The following is a 16,965-nucleotide window of genomic DNA, read 5'->3' as shown; positions in this document are numbered from 1 at the left end:
GGCGGAAGCGCAATGGCACGGTTGGTGATGAAGTTCGGCGGCACGTCGGTCGCCGATATCGACCGCATCCGCAACGTCGCGCGCCACGTCAAGCGCGAGGTCGCGGCCGGTCATCAGGTTGCCGTCGTGGTTTCGGCGATGGCCGGGACGACGAACCAGCTCGTCGAATGGACGCGCGCCGCCTCGCGCCTGCACGACGCGCGCGAGTATGACGCGGTGGTCGCGGCCGGCGAGCAGATCACCGCCGGGCTGCTGGCAATCACGCTTCAGGACATGGGTGTCAACGCCCGCTCGTGGCTCGGCTGGCAGATCCCGATCCGGACCGATTCCGCTCATGGCGCGGCGCGGATCGCCAATATCGACGGCTCGACGATGATCGGGCGGATGGAACAGGGCCAAGTGGCGGTTGTCGCCGGTTTCCAGGGGGTCGCGCCCGACAACCGGGTCTCGACCTTCGGCCGGGGCGGCTCGGACACCACCGCGGTGGCGCTGGCCGCGGCAGTCGGGGCCGACCGTTGCGACATCTATACCGATGTCGACGGCGTCTACACGACCGATCCGCGGATCGTCGCCAAGGCCCGGCGAATGAGCCGCATCTCCTACGAGGAGATGCTGGAAATGGCGTCGCTCGGCGCCAAGGTGCTGCAGGTCCGCTCGGTCGAGATGGCGATGGTCCACGGCGTGCGGACCTTCGTGCGCTCAAGCTTTTCCGATCCGGAGTCGCCGGACCTGATTAACGCGGCCGAGCCGCCCGGAACCCTGATCTGTGACGAGGATGAAATTGTGGAAAAACAGGTAGTCACAGGCATCGCCTATTCGAAGGACGAAGCCCAGATTTCGTTGCGCAGGGTCGCCGACAAGCCGGGCGTCGCGGCGGCGGTCTTCATGCCGCTGTCGACGGCCAATATCAACGTCGACATGATCGTCCAGAACATTTCGGAGGATGGATCGTTGACTGATCTTACCTTCACCGTGCCGATCGCCGATTTCGACCGGGCACAGGCGGTTCTCGAAGGGGCGCGCGACCATGTCGGCTACCAGGCGATTCAAGGCTCCACCGACGTGGCCAAGATTTCGGTCATCGGCATCGGCATGCGCAGCCACGCTGGTGTCGCGGCGCAGGCTTTCGAGGCGCTGGCGACCCGTGGCATCAACATTCGGGCGATCACCACGTCGGAAATCAAGATCTCGATGCTCATCGACGCGTCGTATACCGAGCTTGCGGTACGGACTTTGCATTCGCTATACGGGCTCGACAAGGATTAACCGGACGCGGATTCGAGCGTCCGCGAGACCGCCGACGGCATCGGCCGCGGCTACAATACGTCCACTAGGATAGCGGATCATGCGGGGCCTCCCCGCCGGACCGCGCGTCCTGCTCCGCCGCTTGCGCGAAATCATGGCGGAGCCGATCAGCGCGCAGGAACGGCTAGACAAGATCGTTACCCAGATCGCGGCCAACGTGGTGGCCGAGGTCTGCTCGGTCTATGTGCTGCGGTCCGATGGCGTGCTGGAACTCTATGCGACGGAAGGCCTGAAGGCCGAGGCCGTTCATCACGCGGCGCTGCGGACCGGGCAGGGCCTGGTCGGCACCATCGCCGCCGAGGCGCGGCCGCTCAACCTGCCGAATGCCCAGCAGCACCCGGCCTATCGCTACCTGCCGGAGACGGGCGAGGAAATCTATTCCTCCTTCCTCGGCGTGCCGATCCTGCGCGCCGGCCGGACGCTCGGCGTGCTGGTCGTGCAGAACCGCACGCACCGGACCTATTACGACGAGGAAGTCGAGGCGCTCCAGACCACCGCGATGGTGCTGGCCGAGATGCTGGCCGTCGGCGAACTGGAGCGGCTGGCGCAGCCCGGCACCGTGATCGACCTCAAGCGGCCGATCACCACCACCGGTGTCGGCCTGTGCGAAGGCGTCGGGCTCGGCCATATCGTGCTGCACGAGCCGCGCGTCGTGGTCACCGCCCTGATCGCCGAGGACGTCGAGGTCGAGGCGCAGCGGCTGGAGCAGGCGATTGCCAGCCTGCGGCTGTTCGTCGACGACATGCTGTCGCGGGACGACATCGCCGAAACCGGCGAGCACCGCGACGTGCTCGAAGCCTACCGGATGTTCGCCCACGATCGGGGCTGGGTCCGCCGGATGAACGAGGCGATCCACAACGGCCTGACGGCGGAAGCCGCGGTCGAGAAGGTGCAGAGCGACACGCGGGCGCGGCTCCAGCGCCAGACCGATCCGTTCCTCCGCGACCGCCTCCACGATTTCGACGATCTCGCCAACCGGCTGTTGCGCGTGCTGATGAACAAGTCGCACGGGCCGTCGGCGCAGGAATTGCCGCGCGACGCGATCATCGTGGCGCGCAACATGGGCGCGGCCGAACTCCTCGACTATGACCGCGAACGGGTGCGCGGACTGGTGCTGGAGGAAGGCGGACCGACCAGCCACGTCACCATCGTCGCCCGGGCGCTCGGCATTGCCTCGGTCGGGCGGGCGAGCAACGTGCTGTCGCTGGTCGAGAATGGCGACGCGGTGATCGTCGACGGGCTGGCCGGCGAGGTGCATATCCGCCCGACCGCCGATGTCGAGGCGGCCTATGCCGAGAAGGTCCGTTTCCGCGCCAAGCGGCAGGAACAGTATCAGCTGCTGCGCGATAAGCCGGCGGTGACCCGCGACGGGCAGCGGATCCGGCTCTTGATGAATGCGGGACTGCTGGTCGACCTGCCGCACCTGGAGGAATCCGGCGCGGAGGGCATCGGTCTGTTCCGCACCGAACTCCAGTTCATGATCGCCGAGCGGATGCCGAAGCTCGGCGAGCAGCGCGCCTTCTACGGGACGGTGATGGAAGCCGCCGGCGAGCTCCCGATCACCTTCCGGACCCTCGATATCGGCGGCGACAAGGTGCTGCCCTATCTGCGGACCGCGCAGGAAGAGAACCCGGCGATGGGGTGGCGGGCGATCCGCCTCGGCCTCGACCGTCCGGGACTGTTGCGGATGCAGCTTCGCGCCCTGCTGCAGGCGGCGGCCGGCCGGCAGTTGCGGATCATGCTGCCGATGATCACCGACCTCTGGGAGGTGCGCGAGACGCGGGAACTGATCGATCGCGAGATCGGGCATCTCAAGCGGCACGGGCACGAGATCCCGTCGGAGCTGCTGATTGGCGCGATGATCGAAGTGCCGTCGATGCTGTGGCAGCTCGACGGCCTGTCGAAACTGGTCGACTTCGTTTCGGTCGGCTCCAACGACCTGCATCAGTTCATGACCGCCAGCGACCGCGGCAACATCATGGTTGCCGGGCGCTTCGATCCGCTGTCGCGCCCCTTCCTGCGGGCGTTGCGGCAGATCGTCGAGGCGGCGAAGAAGGCCGACCTGCCGGTGACGCTGTGCGGCGAGATGGCGGGCAACCCGCTGATGGCGATGGCGCTTATCGGCCTCGGCTACCGGTCGCTGTCGATGTCGGCGGCCGCGGTCGGGCCGGTCAAGGCGATGGCGATGGCGCTTGACGCAGGCAAGGTGTCGGAGACGATCCGCTCGCTTCTCGACGATCAGGGCAACGAGGACGGCGTGCGCACCGCGCTGGCCGATTTCGCCGTCGCCGAGGATGTTCCCTTTTGACGACACAACAGAATGCGCGTCCTTAGCCGATGACCATGATCCCGGAGCAAAAGATCGACGCCCTGATCTCCCGCGTGGAGGTCATCGACGCGAAGCTGTCGACGCCGCTGGACAGCGACACGCTGGTCAAGCTCAGTCGCGAGCGTGCCGAACTCGAGCCGGTTTTCGAGGGCGTGACGGCGTTGCGGGCGGCGCTGCACGAGCGCGAGGGCCTCGAGGCGCTGCTGGCCGACAAGGAAATGGCGGCGATGGCCCGCGAGGAAGCCGAGGCGCTCGATGCCCGGATCGAGGCGTTGACCGAGGAGGTGCGGCTCTTACTCCTGCCGAAGGACGCGGCCGACGAGAAGAGCGCCATCGTCGAGATCCGCGCCGGCACCGGCGGCGACGAGGCGGCGCTGTTCGCCGGCGACCTGTTCCGGATGTACCAGCGCTATGCCGATCTTCACGGCTGGCGGGTCGAGGTGCTGTCGGAGAGCGAGGGCGACGCCGGCGGCTTCAAGGAAATCATCGCCAACATCACCGGCAAGGGCGTCTTCGCACGGCTGAAATTCGAGTCCGGCGTCCATCGCGTCCAGCGGGTTCCGGCGACCGAGGCGAGCGGCCGTATCCACACTTCGGCGGCGACCGTCGCGGTGCTGCCGGAGGCCGAGGAGGTCGATGTCGCGATCCGGCCGGAAGACATCCGGGTCGACACGACGCGGGCTTCCAGCGCCGGCGGCCAGCATGCCAACACCACCGATTCCGGCATTCGCATCCTGCACATTCCGACAGGAATCATCATTATCGCCCAGTCGCGATCGCAGCATCAGAACCGCGCCCAGGCGATGCAGATGCTGCGCGCCCGGCTGTTCGACCTCGAGCGCCAGAATGCCGACGACGAACGCGCCGAGGCGCGCCGCGTCCAGGTCGGCAGCGGCGACCGGTCCGAGCGCATCCGCACCTACAATTTCCCGCAAGGGCGGGTGACGGACCACCGCATCAACCTGACGCTCTACAAGCTCGATGAGGTGATTGCCGGCGACGGGCTCGACGACGTCATCGAGCCGCTGATCACCGACCATCAGGCGTCGCTGCTCGCGGCGGAGGAGGCGGCGTGACGCCGCCTGCGGCGGGCGCTGGCGCGACCGTCGCGACGCTGCGCCGCCGGATCGCCGCGCAGCTCGCTGCGTCCTGCGCGGGGGAGGATGATGCCACCCCCGATCTCGATGCGCGGCTGCTGGTCGGCCATGCCCTCGGCTACAGCCCGACCGATCTGGTGCTGCATGACCGGGAGAGCGTGCCGCCGGCGATCGAACGGACCGTCGAGGCCTGGGCGGACAAGCGGGCGGCGGGGGTACCGGTGGCGCGGATCCTCGGCGAAAAGGAATTCTGGAGCCTGCGGTTCGCCCTGTCGGACGGGACGCTGGTGCCACGGCCGGATACCGAGACGCTGGTCGCGGCGGCGCTGGCGGCGCTCGATGGCGCGGGGCGGCGCGCGGCGCCGCTGACCATCCTCGACCTTGGCACCGGATCGGGGGCGATCCTGCTGGCGCTGCTCAGCGAACTGCCGCGCGCCATCGGTATCGGCATCGACCTCAGCGAGGACGCGGCGCGCACCGCCCGGCGAAACGCGGTGGCGCTCGGACTGGGCGAGCGGGCGCATTTCCTGGTCGGGGACTGGAGCGCGGCGATCTCAGGGCGATTCGACATCGTCGTGTCCAACCCGCCCTATATCGCGGCGGCGGATATGGCGGACCTGCCGGTTGCGGTGCGCGCGCACGATCCCCATCTTGCACTTGACGGTGGGGCCGAAGGGCTTGCCGTGTATCCCGGCCTTTTCGACTCGCTCGCTGCGATTCTCGCCCCGCAGGGCATGGCATTCGTCGAGATCGGAGCCGGCCAGGCCGAGCGGGTTTTGCAGATGGGCCGCGAACGCGGCTATGATGCTCAAAGCTATCGCGATTTCGCCGGAATCGAGCGAACAATTCAGCTTAAACCAAAGGCCGCAAAAATAGGCTTGGAAATCGGCGGCGAAGCGGCTAACGTCCGCTCGCCGTAGGAAACGGACAAAGTCCATCGCATCTTCATGGGCATACGCCCTTTGATTCTTGGGCGCTGGTACACGCTTCCAACCGAGCGAAATCAGATCTTGGATGTCGTCTGGCCTTTTCGGACCATCCAACATCGTTACGGGCGGACCGAGTCAGCTTAGCGCGGAGCTCCCTGCTCGGGGAACCTTGACCGGGTGAGTCAACGTCGAAAGAGGCCAACAGCCATACCGGTAGACTCCGAGTCCCGGATGGATTCGCAGGCAGCAGCGCCCGATCGCGATGCAGCTCGTCAGTGAGTGGATTCGCGGACCGCTATAAAGGCAGAAGAGAAGGTTGATGAGGCAAGGACACCAGAACAACAACAATAACAATAATAAGCGTATGCGCGGGCGGAACCGCAAGGGACCGAACCCGCTGACGCGATCGTATGAGAGCAACGGCCCGGACGTGAAGGTCCGCGGCACGCCGCTCCACATCGCGGAACGCTACGCCCAGCTGGCCCGGGACGCCCAGTCGTCCGGCGACCGGGTGCATGCCGAGAGCCTTCTGCAGCATGCCGAGCATTATTATCGCATCGTCGCCGCTGCCCAGGCGGCCCAGCCGCAGCCCCAGAACCAGCCGCAGCAGAATTTCCGCGACGGCGACGATGGGGACAATGACGGCGACAACGACGGCAACAACGACAACACCCAGCAGAATCGCAACCAGTCCCGCCAGGAAAACGAGCGGCCGAAATCCGGTGGTTCCGATCCGCAGCCGGCGTCCGATCCGCAGCCGCATGTGAACGGCAACGGGCAGGACATCGCCGCCGCCGCGGACGACCAGCCGCAGGAAATCCGTCCCGACGACCAGGGTTCGACCCCGGCGCCGCGTCCGCGTCGCCGCCGCCCCTACCGGGCACGGACGGACGACCAGAATGCGGCTCCGCGCGCCGAGGCCGCAGCGGCCGAGCCGACGCCGGTCGAGGACTGACGTCCGGCCTTGCTGGCGGAGCGGCGCGATCCAGCGCCGCCGTCCGTCAGCGATACTGCGCGATGCCCGGGGCGTTGCGACAGAGGATTTCGCGGTTATAGGCGCCATCGCCGCGCGCCGGGGGGACGCCCCATGCGGTATCGCCACCCATCACCGGCGCGGGCGTCGAAAAGGTCAGGATGCGCGGGCAGCTCTTGCCGATGTCCTGGCACTTGTGGTCATAGGCCATCAGTGTGCGCCGCCCGGTGTCGACTGAAACGAATCCGAAATTGATATCTTCGTCCCCGGCATTCTCCACGACGTAGCGGTCGTGGTTCATGCCGATGTTGTGGCCGACTTCGTGGGCGAAGCTGAAATTGTCGACCGCGCAGACCCGTTCGCTGACCGAGAAGGCGTAGTCGGCGCTGTCGTCGTAGCCGGGCTCGATCATCCAGCCGAGACCGCAGGATTCGAGATTATTCTCGACGATCATGTGGACGATGTCGGCCTTGTAGCGGTCGCGCAGCACCGGTACCTCGGCGAGCTGGCCGGGTTCGGCGCCGCTGAGCCGCTCGAGGTCGACGCCTAGATCGGCCCCCTCGACATAATCGACCTGCTGGCTGTGGACGAGGCGGACATTGACGCCGAAATTCTCGCCGGGCTGCTGCATCAGCGCGTCCTTCAACTGGGTCATCGCCTCGGCGACCATCACCTCCATGTCCGATTTCGCGGCGGCGGCTGGCGTGTAGAGCACCATCAGGTCGATGGTGCCGCGATCGCCGGCGCCTGCGACATCGCACAGAGGCTCGCCGATCATGCTCCGGCCGCGCCGCTTCGGCACCGGTGGCTCGACCACGTCGCCTTCAGCCGGGAAGGCATTGGTCCGCATCTCGACGACCGCATGGGTGTTGCCCGGTCCGGCCGGCAGGATGCGATAGCGGCCGGTCGCGGTCTGGATGTCGCCCGTGACCTGTCCATCCTTGACCAGCAGGTAGCAATGGTCGGCGCCATTGCCGTCGCCGAGTGAACCGCGGAGGACCTCGACGCCGTTCTGCGGCGCTCCGGCGGTGAGGGTGCAGGTGACCGCGCCGCCGTCCGGGAGAGCAATCCGCATGCGCCGTGGCGCGCCGCTCGACCGCAGGTTCGTGCCGGCCGCGGTCGACAGGGTGAAATAGCCGACCGCGCCGACGGTCTCCGGCGCCATGCCGAGGGCATCGGCATTGGCCGGCAGGCCCTGGCGATTGGGGCGACCGGTGTCGAACAGGTCGATCGGCTCGGCGTCCTGGGCGTGGGCAGCGTGGCCAACCAGCGCTGCCGCGAGAAATGCGATCGGGAGGTTCAGTCTGAAGATCGGCATGATCGGCCTCATCAAGGCTGGCGTGTCTGTTCCTGTCGGCCGCGACGGCCGCCGGTCGGTCCAATATCCGCCAGTGCGGTGAGCCAGACAATGGTGCCTGAATTGTGACCCAGGCCAGGTCCGGTTCGACGGGGCGGCTCGAATCCGGGCCTCTTTTTTAACCGGCTCGTCATCACCATATGTTTTTCAAGGCGTGCCGAACCGGGCGCCGAAGCCTTTAGATCGTGCCAAATCATCGAACGGGTCTTTCGCGCCGATTGGGCGGAGGGTCCGGGTCAGGAGGGCAAATTGAACTTCGAAATCTATACGGAGCGGGCCCGTGGATTCATCCAGTCCGCACAGACGGGGGCGCTGGCCGAGGGCCATCAGCAATTCACCCCGGAACACATCCTCAAGGTTCTTCTCGACGATCCAGAAGGGCTCGCGGCCGGGCTGATCGAGCGCGCCGGCGGCAACGCCCGGCAGGCGCTTGCCGAGACCGAGCAGGCGCTCGCCGCGCTTCCCAAGGTGAGCGGCGGGTCGGGGCAGATCTACCTCGCCCAACCGACGGCCAAGGTTTTCGACACCGCCGAGAAGGCGGCGAAGAAAGCCGGGGACTCCTTCGTCACGGTCGAGCGGCTGCTGCTGGCGCTGGCGATCGAGAAGGACGCCAAGACCGCCAAGATCCTCGCCGATGCCGGCGTGACGCCGCAGACGCTGAACACCGCCATCGAGGAGATCCGCAAGGGGCGGACCGCCGACTCCGCGTCGGCCGAAAGCCAGTATGACGCCCTGAAGAAATATGCGCGCGACCTGACCGAGGACGCGCGCGAGGGCCGGCTCGACCCGGTGATCGGTCGCGACGAGGAGATCCGCCGCACGATCCAGGTGCTGGCGCGCCGGACCAAGAACAACCCGGTGCTGATCGGCGAGCCGGGCGTCGGCAAGACCGCGATCGCGGAAGGCCTGGCGCTGCGGATCGTCAATGGCGACGTGCCCGAGAGCCTGAAGAACAAGAAGCTCCTGGCGCTCGACATGGGCGCTCTGATCGCCGGCGCCAAGTATCGCGGCGAGTTCGAGGAGCGGCTGAAGGCCGTGTTGTCCGAAGTGCAGTCGGCGGAAGGGCAGATCATCCTCTTCGTCGACGAGATGCATACGCTGGTCGGCGCCGGCAAGGCGGAAGGGGCGATGGACGCCTCGAACCTGCTCAAGCCGGCCCTGGCGCGCGGCGAGTTGCACTGCGTTGGCGCGACGACGCTCGACGAATATCGCAAGCATGTCGAAAAGGACGCGGCGCTCGCCCGGCGGTTCCAGCCGGTCTTCGTCGACGAGCCGACGGTCGAGGACACCGTCTCGATCCTGCGCGGCATCAGCGAGAAATACGAGCTGCATCACGGCATCCGGCTGACCGACTCGGCGCTGGTCGCCGCGGCGACGCTGTCGAATCGCTACATCACCGACCGGTTCCTGCCGGACAAGGCGATCGACCTGATCGACGAGGCGGCCTCGCGCCTGCGGATGCAGGTCGATTCCAAGCCGGAGGCGCTCGACGAACTCGATCGGCGCATCATCCAGCTCAAGATCGAGCGTGAGGCGTTGACCAAGGAAACCGACCAGGCGTCGAAGGACAGGCTGGGACGGCTCGAGAAAGAGCTTGCCGATCTCGAGGAGCAGAGCCAGTCGCTGACCCAGCGCTGGATGGCGGAGAAGGACAAGCTTGCCTCGTCGACCAAGGTCAAGGAGCAGCTCGACCAGGCCCGGGCCGACCTCGACCGGGCGCAGCGCGCCGGCGATCTCGCCAAGGCTGGCGAACTGGCCTACGGGACGATCCCCAAGCTCGAGAAGCAACTGGTCGAGGCCGAACAGACCAGCCGGGAAGCCGGCGACATGGTCGAGGAAGCGGTGACGCCGGACCACATCGCCCAGGTGGTGTCGCGGTGGACCGGGATCCCGGTCGACCGGATGCTGCAGGGCGAGCGCGAGAAGCTCCTGCGCATGGAAGACGAACTCGCCAAGCGGGTCGTCGGCCAGGGCGAAGCCGTGCATGCGGTGTCGACCGCGGTCCGGCGGGCGCGCGCCGGGCTCCAGGATCCGAACCGGCCGATCGGCTCGTTCATGTTCCTCGGCCCGACCGGCGTCGGCAAGACCGAGCTGACCAAGGCGCTGGCGTCCTTCCTGTTCGACGACGAGACGGCGATGGTCCGCATCGACATGTCGGAATTCATGGAGAAGCACTCCGTCGCCCGGCTGATCGGCGCGCCGCCCGGCTATGTCGGCTATGAGGAAGGCGGGACGCTGACCGAGGCGGTGCGCCGCCGGCCTTACCAGGTGATCCTCTTCGACGAGGTCGAAAAGGCCCATGGCGACGTCTTCAACGTGCTCCTCCAGGTGCTCGACGACGGGCGGCTGACCGACGGCCAGGGCCGGACGGTCGACTTCCGCAACACCATCATCGTCATGACCTCCAACCTCGGCAGCGACTATCTCGCCGGGCTGGAGGACAACCAGGGTGTCGACGAGGTGCGCGACATGGTGATGGGCGTGGTGCGGTCGCACTTTCGGCCGGAATTCCTCAACCGACTCGACGACATCATCCTCTTCCACCGCCTCAAGCGGAGCGAGATGGGGGCGATCGTCGACATCCAGCTCAAGCGGCTGCAGGGCCTGCTGGAGGAGCGGAAGATCGCCATCGATCTCGACGAGTCGGCGCGGAAGTGGCTGGCCGACAAGGGCTATGACCCGACCTACGGGGCCCGGCCGCTCAAGCGCGTCATCCAGCGCGAGGTCCAGGACCCGCTTGCCGACAAGATCCTGGCCGGCGAGGTGCCGGACGGCGCCAAGGTGAAGATCACCGGCGGTACCGACAAGCTCCTCTTCCTGCCCCAGGTGACCGGCGGCAAGAAGGAAGAGGCAGCCTGAGCCTCAAGCATGCAGATTGAAAAGGCCCGGTTCGCGCCGGGCCTTTTTTGCTTTCAGCCGGGGCTTGCCGAGATCTTCCTGGCCGATTCGACCAGCACCGCCGACAACTCCCGCATACGCTGCTCGCTGGTGGCGGCGGAGACGATGAAGCAGATGCAGGCGACGCAGCGGCCGGCGTGATCGGTGATCGGCGCGGCGACGCAGGTGGCATGCTCGTCGACGAGGCCGGGGATGATGCAGATCCCGTCGGCCAGCGCCGACTTGGCCTGGGCGAGGAAGAGCGCCGGGTCTATCTTTCGCCCGTCCTGCAGCCGGAAGTCCTCCGGCGGGATGAAGGCCTCGAGTTCCGCCGGGGTCATGTGGGCGACGAAGAAGCGCCCCGATGCCGTCCAGGGGATCGGCACGAGCACGCCGACATCCGAGCCGATGCGGAAGAGGCGTGCGCTGTTCTGCATCGAGACGACGGCATACTTGTTGCCGACCGGCATGCAGAGCTGGCAGGTCTCGTCGGTCAGCGACGCGAGGCGGCGAACCTCCTCCTCACCGAGCCGGACCACCGCGTGGGTGGCGAAATAGTCGTTGGCATAGAGGTAGATCGCCCGGCCGAAAAAGACCTCGGCGCCCTTGCCGGAATATTCGAGGATACCGGCGGCGAGGAAGAGATTGACGATCTCGTAGATCGTCGATCGTGGCGCGCCGAGCCGCTTCGCGATCTCGCCGATCGGAATCGGCTTCCGGACGACATGCAGCAACTGAAAGATCTCGACGGCGCGGTCGAGGCCACGGGCGCGGGTGGGGGTCGCATTCCGCGTCGGCTTGCCGCGCGAAATGGCATCGGCGGTCGTCTCCTTGCGCTCGTCCCCTGCGACCGGGATTTCGCCTCCACCATTCGTCCGTTGCCTGATCCCATCTTCCATACTAGCATCCTGATCGTTATTCCGGACATCATGTCTGCTATACCGGACCTCAGGGAAGGGGGATACCCATGAAAATGCAAATTGGCGCATTGGTGGCGGGGGCGGTCGTCGTCACCTCCATGGCGACGGGCGGTGCGGCGGCCGAAGACCGGCTGCAGACCATTCTCGATCGCGGCTACATCATCGTCGGCACCGGCAGCACCAACCCGCCGTGGCACTTCAAGGACGATCAGGGCAACCTCGTCGGCTACGACGTCGACATGGGCCACATCCTGGCCAAGGCCATCTTCGACGATCCCGAGAAGGTCGAGTACGTCACCCAGTCGTCCGATTCGCGGATCCCGAACGTGCTGACCGACAAGGTCGACGTTACCTGCCAGTTCATGACGGTGACCGGCGGGCGGGCCCAGCAGGTCAACTTCACGATTCCCTATTACCGCGAAGGCGTCGGCGTCCTGATGATGAAGGACGGCGACTACAAGAGCTACGACGACCTGGTGGCGGCGGGCGACGGCATCACCGTGTCGGTGCTGCAGAATGTCTATGCCGAGGACATGGTCCACCAGGCGCTTCCCGACGCCAAGGTCGACCAGTATGACAGCGTCGACCTGATGTATCAGGCGCTCAACTCGGGCCGCGCAGACGCAGCCGCCACCGACATGTCGTCGGCCAAGTGGTTCGTCGCGCAGAACCCCGACCGCTACGTCGAAGGCGGCTACGGCTGGAACCCGCAGACCTATTCCTGCGCGGTCAAGAAGGGCGATCCGGACTTCCTGCATTTCGTCGACATCGCCTTCCGCGAAGCGATGACCGGCGTCGACTTCCCGGCCTATTCCGCTTCCTTCGAGAAGTGGTTCGGCGAGAAGCCGCCGGCACCGCAGGTCGGCTTCCCCGGCGAACTCCGCTAGGCTTCCGAAGCGCCGCGCCGGACAGGGGCGATGGATTACACGCTCAATTTCGGCGCGGTCTTCCGGGGTTTCGATGACCTCCTTGCCGGGCTCCTTCTCGGTCTCGAGATGGGGCTCGGCGGGTTGCTGGTCGGTTCGCTGATCGGCATCCTGGCGGCGCTCGCCGCCGTTTATGGCGGGCGACCGGCGCGGATCCTGGTGGCGCTCTATGTCGGCCTGATCCGCAACGTGCCGATTCTCGTGCTGGCGCTCTTCGCCTTCTTCGCGCTGCCCTCGATCGGCATCCGCTTCGACAATGTCATCACCTTCGCCGCCGTCCTGGCGGTCTATGCCGGGGCCTATCTGACCGAATCCTTCCGCGCGGCGATCCAGGTGATTCCGAAGGGAATCACCGAGGCGGCGCAGTCGATCGGCCTGACGCGGACGGGGACGGCGATCTGGGTCATCCTGCCGATCGCGCTGCGCAACGCGCTGCCGAGCGTCGGCAACAATTTCATTTCGCTGTTCAAGGACACCTCGATCGCGGCGGTGATCGCCGTGCCGGAACTCACCTTCCAGGCGCGCAAGATCAACAACGAGAGTTTTCGCGTCATCGAGGTGTGGATGATCGCCAGCCTGATGTACGTTTTCACCTGTGCGCTGATCGCGACGGGGCTGCGCCGCCTCGAAGCGGCCTTCCCGAAGTTCTGAGGGGCGGGCGATGGAGCGCTTCCTCGAGGTTCTCGACTCCGCCTCCGGGCCGCTGTGGCACGGCTTCCTGCTGACCGTCGGCATATCGGGCGCCGCGGTGGTGCTGGGAACCATCCTCGGGCTGGTGATCGGCCTGATGCTGACCTATGGCGGTCGAATCGCCGCGCTGCCCTTCCGCGGTTTCGTCGACATCGTGCGCGGTACGCCGGTGCTGGTGCTGATCCTGGCGAGCTACTACATGCCGGCCGGCCTCGGGATCAGCCCCGGACCGATCGAGGCCGGGGTGCTGGCGCTGACGATCTTCTGCGCCTCCCATATCGGCGAGACGCTGCGCGGCGCGCTCAACGCGATTCCCGCCGGGCAGACCGACGCGGCGCGGGCCATCGGCCTGACCTTTCCGCAGATGCTGGCCTATGTGCTGGTGCCGCAGGCGCTGCGCCAGATCGCGCCGAACTTCGTCAATACCGCGGTCGAGATCGTCAAGGCGTCGTCGCTGCTCTCGGCGATCGGCGTCGGCGAATTGCTGCTGACCACCCAGGAAGTCATCGGCCGCACCTTCATGACCATGGAATTCTACGCGCTCGTCGGCGCGCTCTACCTTGTCATCAACCTCACCATCTCGGCCGGCGGCGGATGGGTCGAGCGCAGGTTCCAGAACCAATGAGCGATCGCGGCGAAGCCGTCCTCAACATCGCGGGGCTGGAGAAATCATTCGGCGCCAACCCGATCCTGCGCGGCGTCGATCTCGACGTCTATTCCGGCGACGTGGTGTCGATCATCGGAGCGAGCGGTTCGGGCAAGACGACGCTGCTGCGCTGCGTCGACCTGCTGGAGGAGTTCGAGGGCGGCGAGATTCGCCTCGACGGCGATCCGCTCGGCTACCGGGTGTCGCCCGACGGCCGGCGAACGCGGCTGTCAGGGCGCCAGCTTGCCCGACAGCGGTCGCGGATCGGCATGGTCTTCCAGAGCTACAATCTCTTTCCGCACCTCACGGCGCTGAGCAACGTCATGCTCGGGCTGACCAAGGTGCAGGGCAAGCCGGCCAGCGAGGCCCGGACGATCGCCGAGCATTGGCTTGACCGGATCGGCCTCGCCGAACGCCGCGACCATCATCCCTCGGCCCTGTCCGGCGGCCAGCAGCAGCGCGTCGCCATCGCCCGGGCGCTGGCGATGGATCCGCGCCTCCTGCTGCTCGACGAGGTGACCTCGGCGCTCGATCCCGAACTGGTGCAGGAGGTGCTGGTCACCATCCGCGGCCTTGCCGAGGCGGGGACGACGATGATGATCGTCACCCATGAGATGCGCTTTGCCCGCCAGGTGTCGACGCGCACGGTCTTCATGGACCAGGGGGTGGTCGTCGCGGAGGGGCCGCCAGAGGAGGTGTTCGGCAACCCGGCGACCGAGCGGCTGAAGACCTTCCTCGCCAACGTCAGCCATTAGGCTTGTCGGCGTCGCTTTGCCGGCGAAGCGGACGACTCCGTCCATCGCCGCAGGGCAACGAATGCCGACCCCGCGAATCCTTTCCCGGCTAAGCAAAAGCGGCAGAGCCGGCAAAGAGACTAGTTGGTCGAGGCGACCTCGGTCGGAATGCCCTGGTTGCCAAGCAGATTGTCGATGCGCTCGCGTTCGCGTTCGAAGGCGGCGAGCAGCTGGTCCTCGAGGACGCGGCCGCGCGGCAGGCGAATGCGGAGCGGATCGACCGCCTTGCCGTTGACCCGCATCTCGAAGTGGAGATGCGGTCCGGTGGACAGGCCTGTCGAGCCGACATACCCGATGACCTGGCCCTGGCGGACCCGGGCGCCCGGGCGAATGCCATCGGCGAACTTGGTCTGGTGAGCGTAGGCCGTCTCGTAGCCGTTGGTGTGCTGCAGGATGATGAGATTGCCGTAGCCCGAGGTCCTGCCGGCCTTTTCGACCACACCGTTGCCGGCGGCGAGAATGGGCGTCATCCGCGGGGCGGAATAATCGACGCCGGAATGCAGGCGGGAATAGCCAAGGATCGGGTGGCGTCGCATGCCGAAGCGCGAGCGCAGGACGCCGGAGGTGATCGGCTTGCGCATCAGGAACTTCTTCGCGCTCCGGCCTTCCTCGTCATAGTAGTCGACGACGCCGTCGTCGGGGGTGCGGAAGCGGTAGAAGCGCTTGCTGGCGCCATTGAGGGTCAGAGCGGCGAAGAGCACTTCCGGTTCGCTGGCGGCCGCATCGTCTTCCGGCAGGGAATGGAAAACCTCGATCGTATCGCCGGGCGAGATACGCGCCTGGAAGTCGACGTCGAAGGCAAAGACGCGAACCAGCTGGTCGATCAGCGCCTTGGGGACCTCCTGCTCCAGCGCGGTGCGATAGACCGCGTCATAGACCTTGGGCATGGCGCCGAACTTCTCGGGCTCGACCTCGGCGAGGGCATTGGTGCCGAGAACCGGCTCGTCGGTCCGACGGAAGCCGTCGTCGTCGGTGCGGGCAACGCTGGCCTGATGGGCGCCATCGTCATAGACGCTGACTCGGATCGGCTCGGGGTCGGCCTCGTCGATGTTGACGGCATAGGCGACGCGGACCTTCTGGCCGACGTGAATGCTGTTGAGATCGACCAGTTCCGACAATGCGCCGACGATCGCCTTGGCGTCGCGCTCGGTGATGTCGTTGTCCTGGAGAAGGGACATGAAGGACTGGCCCTTGGCAACAGCGACGATCCGCTCCTCGCTGCCATCGCCTCCGTCCTCGCCCGTCGACGACTTGACGACGCTGGAGACGTTCTCCGGCACGATGCTGACGCCCAATGCCGTGAAGGGATCTTCCTCGACGAATTCCTCGGAATCGCCGGTCGGGTCGATATAGGCGAGCGCCGACATCTGCGCCGAGCCGTCGCCGGATTGCAGCGAGGCGCGGACAATTGCCTCGACGTCCTCGGTCGCGGGGGCAAAGGTCGTGTCGATCTCGATGCCGCCAACGGGGAAGTCGCTGACCTTGACCGAAACCTCGCCATCGACGTCGGCGCCATAGAACTGGTCGTCGGTTCCAGCGACGTCGTCGCCCTTATCCGGCGCTTCGGGCGCCGAGGTGTCGGCGAAAATCCGCATCGCGTCATAGGTCGGGATCTGCTCGTCGAACTCCGACTCGCGGGCGGAGAGGGTCGCGACGATCTTGGCGAAGGGGCGCAGCTTGATGAAATCGCGCTCGCCCTGCTTGGTAACCGTCGAGACCTGGAGGATCTGGCGGCTCGAAACCTCCTCGAGCAGCGGCTGGATGCGATCGCCCTTGCGGCCAAAGGCGATGCTCGCGGCCGGGGCGATGATCGAGCTGTCGGCGGCGTCCGGCAACTCGGCGAACTGGTGCGGGTTGGAAAGAGCGGCCATCAAAGCGCCGCCCATGAGAAAGACCGACGTCAGGCCGGTGAGAATGGTGCCCGACAGCCAGCGGATGCTGACGGAGCGGCGGACCGGGGCCTCATCGGACGTTTCGCCGACGCGCAGCGGCGGTTCGCTGCCGAGATCGATCCCGTCGGCGCTTCCGCGCATAACGGTTCCCAATAGGGTGGGGCCTCTCACGACCGCCACTCCGGAACGAACAAAGACCCCGTCATTCCCGTCCGAACCCCCTCGGCAAG

The 16,965-nt window shown here is 66.5% G+C and carries 13 protein-coding genes; 10 read left to right on the top strand and 3 right to left on the bottom strand.

What is annotated here, in order from left to right:
* The first annotated feature begins 12 nt into the window (after nt 1–12).
* From BLT60_RS03815 to BLT60_RS03795, 5 genes are all read left to right on the top strand, one after another.
* Nucleotides 13–1,266, top strand: a complete 1,254-nt coding sequence (locus tag BLT60_RS03815; protein ID WP_090874843.1) for an aspartate kinase — start codon at nt 13–15, stop codon at nt 1,264–1,266.
* Nucleotides 1,267–1,345: 79 nt separating this feature from the next.
* Nucleotides 1,346–3,613 (top strand): phosphoenolpyruvate--protein phosphotransferase, encoded by a 2,268-nt coding sequence (ptsP, locus tag BLT60_RS03810; protein WP_090874842.1) that lies wholly within the window; start codon nt 1,346–1,348, stop codon nt 3,611–3,613.
* Between the two features lie 29 nt (nt 3,614–3,642).
* Nucleotides 3,643–4,710, top strand: coding sequence for a peptide chain release factor 1 (gene prfA, locus BLT60_RS03805; protein ID WP_090874841.1), 1,068 nt, complete (start codon nt 3,643–3,645; stop codon nt 4,708–4,710).
* Nucleotides 4,707–5,651: a peptide chain release factor N(5)-glutamine methyltransferase gene (gene prmC, locus BLT60_RS03800; RefSeq protein ID WP_090874840.1), complete on the top strand. Its 945-nt coding sequence runs from the start codon at nt 4,707–4,709 to the stop codon at nt 5,649–5,651. Before prfA ends, prmC begins: the two co-directional genes overlap by 4 nt.
* A 328-nt stretch (nt 5,652–5,979) precedes the next feature.
* Complete coding sequence (locus BLT60_RS03795; RefSeq protein WP_090874839.1) at nt 5,980–6,615, top strand: DUF4167 domain-containing protein; 636 nt, start codon at nt 5,980–5,982, stop codon at nt 6,613–6,615.
* Between the two features lie 46 nt (nt 6,616–6,661).
* Here BLT60_RS03795 and BLT60_RS03790 read toward each other — a convergent pair whose 3' ends face one another.
* A complete protein-coding gene (locus BLT60_RS03790) occupies nt 6,662–7,951 on the bottom strand; it encodes a M12 family metallo-peptidase (protein ID WP_175478278.1) in 1,290 nt (429 codons plus the stop codon).
* Between the two features lie 288 nt (nt 7,952–8,239).
* On the opposite strand from BLT60_RS03790, the gene clpB reads away from it, so the two are divergent.
* Complete coding sequence (gene clpB / locus BLT60_RS03785; protein ID WP_090874837.1) at nt 8,240–10,849, top strand: ATP-dependent chaperone ClpB; 2,610 nt, start codon at nt 8,240–8,242, stop codon at nt 10,847–10,849.
* 53 nt (nt 10,850–10,902) lie between these two features.
* Here the strand turns inward: clpB and BLT60_RS23950 are convergent, their stop codons facing one another.
* Nucleotides 10,903–11,766, bottom strand: coding sequence for an IclR family transcriptional regulator (locus tag BLT60_RS23950; RefSeq protein WP_175478277.1), 864 nt, complete (start codon nt 11,764–11,766; stop codon nt 10,903–10,905).
* Nucleotides 11,767–11,834: 68 nt separating this feature from the next.
* Here BLT60_RS23950 and BLT60_RS03770 point away from each other — a divergent pair, with 68 nt between their 5' ends.
* Genes BLT60_RS03770 through BLT60_RS03755 form a run of 4 tightly spaced genes read left to right on the top strand, consistent with a single transcriptional unit; the run spans nt 11,835 to nt 14,804 of the window.
* Nucleotides 11,835–12,674: a transporter substrate-binding protein gene (locus BLT60_RS03770; protein ID WP_090874836.1), complete on the top strand. Its 840-nt coding sequence runs from the start codon at nt 11,835–11,837 to the stop codon at nt 12,672–12,674.
* Between the two features lie 30 nt (nt 12,675–12,704).
* The gene (locus tag BLT60_RS03765) at nt 12,705–13,364 is read left to right on the top strand and encodes an amino acid ABC transporter permease (protein ID WP_090874835.1); all 660 of its coding nucleotides are present in this window, start codon (nt 12,705–12,707) and stop codon (nt 13,362–13,364) included.
* A gap of 10 nt (nt 13,365–13,374) precedes the next feature.
* On the top strand, nt 13,375–14,028 hold the full coding sequence (locus BLT60_RS03760) for an amino acid ABC transporter permease (protein WP_090874834.1): 654 nt from the start codon (nt 13,375–13,377) through the stop codon (nt 14,026–14,028).
* Nucleotides 14,025–14,804, top strand: a complete 780-nt coding sequence (locus tag BLT60_RS03755) for an amino acid ABC transporter ATP-binding protein (protein ID WP_210185528.1) — start codon at nt 14,025–14,027, stop codon at nt 14,802–14,804. Before BLT60_RS03760 ends, BLT60_RS03755 begins: the two co-directional genes overlap by 4 nt.
* A 119-nt stretch (nt 14,805–14,923) precedes the next feature.
* Here the strand turns inward: BLT60_RS03755 and BLT60_RS03750 are convergent, their stop codons facing one another.
* Nucleotides 14,924–16,876, bottom strand: a complete 1,953-nt coding sequence (locus BLT60_RS03750; protein WP_090874832.1) for a M23 family metallopeptidase — start codon at nt 16,874–16,876, stop codon at nt 14,924–14,926.
* Nucleotides 16,877–16,965: the final 89 nt, after the last annotated feature.

The sequence above is a fragment of the Bauldia litoralis genome (assembly GCF_900104485.1).
GTDB lineage: Bacteria > Pseudomonadota > Alphaproteobacteria > Rhizobiales > Kaistiaceae > Bauldia > Bauldia litoralis.
This window is presented reverse-complemented; position numbering and strand designations above follow the sequence as displayed.

Coding starts and splice junctions, on each gene's coding strand:
- BLT60_RS03815 (WP_090874843.1), top strand. CDS start 13: ATGGCACGGTTGGTGATGAAGTTCGGCGGCACGTCGGTCGCCGATATC.
- ptsP (WP_090874842.1), top strand. CDS start 1,346: ATGCGGGGCCTCCCCGCCGGACCGCGCGTCCTGCTCCGCCGCTTGCGC.
- prfA (WP_090874841.1), top strand. CDS start 3,643: ATGACCATGATCCCGGAGCAAAAGATCGACGCCCTGATCTCCCGCGTG.
- BLT60_RS03795 (WP_090874839.1), top strand. CDS start 5,980: ATGAGGCAAGGACACCAGAACAACAACAATAACAATAATAAGCGTATG.
- BLT60_RS03790 (WP_175478278.1), bottom strand. CDS start 7,951: ATGCCGATCTTCAGACTGAACCTCCCGATCGCATTTCTCGCGGCAGCG.
- BLT60_RS23950 (WP_175478277.1), bottom strand. CDS start 11,766: ATGGAAGATGGGATCAGGCAACGGACGAATGGTGGAGGCGAAATCCCG.
- BLT60_RS03770 (WP_090874836.1), top strand. CDS start 11,835: ATGAAAATGCAAATTGGCGCATTGGTGGCGGGGGCGGTCGTCGTCACC.
- BLT60_RS03765 (WP_090874835.1), top strand. CDS start 12,705: ATGGATTACACGCTCAATTTCGGCGCGGTCTTCCGGGGTTTCGATGAC.
- BLT60_RS03760 (WP_090874834.1), top strand. CDS start 13,375: ATGGAGCGCTTCCTCGAGGTTCTCGACTCCGCCTCCGGGCCGCTGTGG.
- BLT60_RS03755 (WP_210185528.1), top strand. CDS start 14,025: ATGAGCGATCGCGGCGAAGCCGTCCTCAACATCGCGGGGCTGGAGAAA.
- BLT60_RS03750 (WP_090874832.1), bottom strand. CDS start 16,876: ATGCGCGGAAGCGCCGACGGGATCGATCTCGGCAGCGAACCGCCGCTG.